General features: G+C 41.2%; 4 protein-coding genes. 2 read left to right on the plus strand and 2 right to left on the minus strand.

What is annotated here, in order from left to right; genetic code table 11:
- Nucleotides 1–260: transposase (locus tag B0B05_RS16080; RefSeq protein WP_143746066.1), on the minus strand; the 260-nt coding region annotated here is incomplete at its 3' end.
- 57 nt (nucleotides 261–317) lie between these two features.
- Nucleotides 318–1,196, minus strand: coding sequence for an IS982 family transposase (locus B0B05_RS16085; RefSeq protein ID WP_076784584.1), 879 nt, complete (start codon nucleotides 1,194–1,196; stop codon nucleotides 318–320).
- Nucleotides 1,197–1,903: 707 nt separating this feature from the next.
- Between B0B05_RS16085 and B0B05_RS16095 the strand changes: the two genes are divergently transcribed.
- Together B0B05_RS16095 and B0B05_RS16100 are read left to right on the plus strand one after the other, a co-directional pair.
- On the plus strand, nucleotides 1,904–2,314 hold the full coding sequence (locus B0B05_RS16095) for a hypothetical protein (protein ID WP_076784586.1): 411 nt from the start codon (nucleotides 1,904–1,906) through the stop codon (nucleotides 2,312–2,314).
- Nucleotides 2,315–2,631: 317 nt separating this feature from the next.
- Complete coding sequence (locus tag B0B05_RS16100) at nucleotides 2,632–3,579, plus strand: helix-turn-helix domain-containing protein (protein WP_076784587.1); 948 nt, start codon at nucleotides 2,632–2,634, stop codon at nucleotides 3,577–3,579.
- Nucleotides 3,580–4,174: the final 595 nt, after the last annotated feature.

Consider the following 4,174-nt stretch of genomic DNA (forward strand, 5'->3'; position numbering starts at 1 on the left):
CCTTTCTTGGTAACGCTCATTAGAAACATGGTTTTGTACCAAATTAAGAATGAAAGATTAGAATTTTGCATAATCGTTCCACTTTTCAAGGAAATTCTTTTACGACACTTTTTGCATTCGTAGCTCCAGATGCTTTTAATCCAGAAATGCTCCTTGTGACCGCACTTGCAAACCACTCCGATTTTATCTCTCTGCTCCTTAAAATGAATTCTGCAATCTTCCTCTGTCCCAAAATGCGTTGTAAAACTAAATATATTCATCTAACTAATTGAATTATAAGTAAATATACGAAATTATGTGTAATTACGGATATTCATTTAAATAATACTGACTTTTAAGTTGTTGATATTTCGATTGAAATAAGTTTTGTTTATAAACTGCACAACTGTTAAAGCCGTTATTTTGGCTATTAATCGGGCTTTAAAGCCTTCAAAAGTTTTGGCATAATTACGTCTAATCATGAATTGGTCGCACAGTTGCGAAAACAACGTCTCAATCCTTTTTCTTTGCTTTTTGTACAAATAAAACTTTGGTTTATACTCCTTTTGATTGATTCTTTTCGGAGTCTCCAGTTCTATGTTGGCATAATTAAACAAATCTATTTGAATTTCAGACGACAAATAGCCTTTGTCTCCAAGCAATGTACAATTCGATAATTGTTCTCTGATGTCTTTTAAATAATGGATGTCGTGTACAGAAGCGGAACTCAAATCTATACTTTGGAAAACACCATTTACAGAACAAACCGCATGGAGTTTGTATCCATAAAAAGACATCTGCTGAGAAGCACAAAAACCTTTGTTTGGATAACAATATTCGGCATCTTTACAGATTTTCGAAGTACCACTTCTGGAAAGTTTACAAACTTCTACAGGCATACTGTCAATAATGAAAAACTTCTCAAACTCATTAAAACTTTCTGCTATTTTCATTCGTAAATCATTAATCTTATTTGATAATCTGCGTTTGCGACGATTATAAACGCTTCGCTCTATCTTACATTTTATTGCTTTTGGAAGCTGTCGGAAAAGATGATTTTCGCTGTCAATTCCCATGTATTCAGCAGTTAGTGCCAGACTTATTAATTCTAAATCTTTCATTTTGGGAACTCGTCTTTGATAAGACAGAAGGTTTTCATTTGATATTTTTCTCAAAACTTCCAAAATTCTTTCGTAATTTGCACTTAAGTTGTTCATTGTAAATGTATTATGGCTAATTCAATTTACTGATTTTCAATCAAATGAACAACTTTTTACTTTTTTATTTCATAATGCACAACGGGTTTAAGATTGTAAAAATTTGAAATTTAAGCTTTTGTTAACTTCCTTAAAATTATAAAACCTTAATTATACCAGTTCTACCGAAAAATGCTATAAAAAGATACTGTTCCTTTGGAGCGGAAAACATCAACTCCATTGATTATCTACACAGATATTGCTCCCACGGAGCAGTTCTGATATATTGCAAATAATAGTTTGATCGGTATCATTAAGTCTTTTGTGACTGTTGTGGTTAATAAAATATTTTTTGTCATGTACTGAAAAATTAGACATAAAGAACCTGCAGGGTTGATGGGATATTCCGAAACCAAATCTAGGCTGGCTTCATCTGTTCTGCAAGCAGATGTGGTCATGATTTAAAAATACGGACGTCCGGATTTTTAAATCATGACCACAAGTTATAGCCCTCAAATGCTTTGTGGGAAGGGCTTTGCTGTATTTTACCCGGAGGTAGTGCCTGTATCTTGCGCCTGGAGGTGCAACCAATCGTTATATTGACTAATTTTGAGATGAGGCTACTTATGTTTTGCAATAATTAAAAATATATTTGCAGAGTTTAAAGTGTTGATCTTAAATCTAATATCTGACATCTGCATTCTAACATCTTAAAAAAACACCAACCAATGAAAACGTTTAAATGGATAACAGCTTTGGCCTTTTTCGGCATGATGGCTTTTGGGGTCCGGGCAGCCAGCAGGGCCGAAGAGCATGCCATGCGCAAAGGCTATGAACACAAAAAGAAAAATGATACCACTGCGCTCCCGGATGTCCGGCGCTACATCCGGTGGGCGGTGCAGCACAGGGACTACGGGCATCTCTGCCAGGCTTATAAAGATGCCGTGCTGTTCAGTCCTTCGCCATCAGTCAAACTAAAATATGCCGACAGTGCCCTGGTAGCGGCAGTTTACACCCGCGATAATGCGAGGATAGCCGCCGCTCACCTTACTATAGGGACGGTCTATTACTACAGCTTCAGACAGTACAAAACGCACTCAGCCAATATCTGTTGGCCGATAAATATACGGACAGGCTGACGGATAGGTACCTCAAATATAAAATTACGTACCACATAGGTGTAGTCAGGTCCTATCTGGGGATTATGGCGAGGCGGCATTGCAGTTTGAGTCCTGCATCCGGTATTACAGGGCGCAGGCAAAGCAGGCCGGCAATCCCGAGTTGCGCTATAACGGCCGCAAGGGTTATTATAACAGCCTTTACCAGTTAGCGGTGTGCCGCCGTTACATGCAGGAGCTGACAAAGGCAGACAGCTTGGTATCTGGGCTTACGCCTGACGGCCGGCGATCCCGATTTCGAACTGGAAGAAGCTTACTTTCATAAGTGCCGCGGCATATTGGACTATTACCGTGGCGCCTATGGGGAAAGCATCACCAGTTTCCGGAAGGCAATACCTGTACTTCAGCGCTACGACGATTTCGCATGGTTAGCCGTGGTCTACAGTTTTATGGCAAAAGACCTGTTGGAAACCGGTAGCAAGGGGCAGGCACTGCGCTATGCGCTTAAGGTGGATTCGGTTTTCAATAAAAAACAGTTCATATTGCCGGAGTTGCGCAGCAATTATGATCTCCTCATCAGGAATGCGGTACAGCAGAAAAAGGTGCTGGCACAACTGTATTATGCCAGGCAGCTCCTGAAAGCCGACAGCACGGTCAGGGTAGATTTTGCCTATCTGTTAGGTAATATTCACAGACAATACGACACCAAATGGCTGGAGCAGGCCTATTGGCTGAATACACGCAATGTGATAGCCGCATTGGCCACAGCCGTCATTTTATGGCTCTTGGGTATTTGGTACAGCCGCAGGGAGAAACTGGTCGGCCACCATTACAAGGCTGTAGAGCATCGTTTTGCCCCAGGTAGCGGAAGCCTGGATCTGCAACCGGTGAGCCGGTTGCCCGCAAGGAAAAGCGTCCTGACACCAAAACATAATACAGATCTGCAAAAGAAAATAGAAGAATTTGAAAAGAATGCCGGTTTTTTGGATATCAAACTGACAGAAAAGAGCCTGGCCACTAAGTTTCAGACCAATACCTATTACCTGTCAATGTATATCAACGAAAGCAAAAATATGAACTTTAACAGCTACATCGCCATGCTTAGGATCAATTATATCACCCACAAGATGGAAACCGACCGCAGCTACCTGAAGTTCAACATCAAGGCATTGGCCAACGAATGTGGCTACAAATCAAGGCAGCTCTTCTCAGATCAGTTTTACAGGATCAACGGCATTCGCCCCAAAGACTACGTCCGCAAACGAAGACAGGACCAGACCCACTAGTGGCCCGGCCCTCCACCCATTATCTTCCTCCCTCAGCCATCAACACCCTCGGGTTCACATACACAAGTCTCCTTCAGCTCCACAACGATTTCCGGCTGAGCGGAGTCGAACCCATTCGTCCTTCCTCATCCCTCATCCCTCATCCCTCATCATCTATCCTCTATCCTTTATCCTTTATCCTTTATCCTCTATCCTCTATTATCTATTATCGCTTGTCCATCCTCCATTCGTCCATCCTCCATTCGTCCATCCTCATCCCTCATCCCTCATCCCTCCTCCCTCCTCCCTCCGCAAACTATCTGTAAAATAATCCGGCTATCATTCAGCAACTTAAGTAATGCGATGAGAAAGAATCGTAAAAAAGTTTGTGAGGTTGAAAAAAGGGTGTACTTTTGCACCCGCAAATCAGAAGTGATGAGCAGCGCAGAAGAGCAGTTAATAGGATTAGAAAAAGTATTTAGGGGTTTAAAAAAACTTCAAAAATAAGTTTCAAAATTTTTGGCTGTTAATAAAAAAGCACTTACATTTGCAGTCCCAATTCGAGAGAAGGGAGAGCGCAGGAGAAGGATAGGGGTAGATCAAAACGATTTTCGAG

Source organism: Epilithonimonas bovis DSM 19482 (genome assembly GCF_900108115.1).
GTDB classification, from domain to species: domain Bacteria; phylum Bacteroidota; class Bacteroidia; order Flavobacteriales; family Weeksellaceae; genus Epilithonimonas; species Epilithonimonas bovis.

Excerpts from the sequence above, each read along its gene's own strand:
- B0B05_RS16085 (WP_076784584.1), bottom strand. The coding sequence starts at position 1,196 with ATGAACAACTTAAGTGCAAATTACGAAAGAATTTTGGAAGTTTTGAGA.
- B0B05_RS16095 (WP_076784586.1), top strand. The coding sequence starts at position 1,904 with ATGAAAACGTTTAAATGGATAACAGCTTTGGCCTTTTTCGGCATGATG.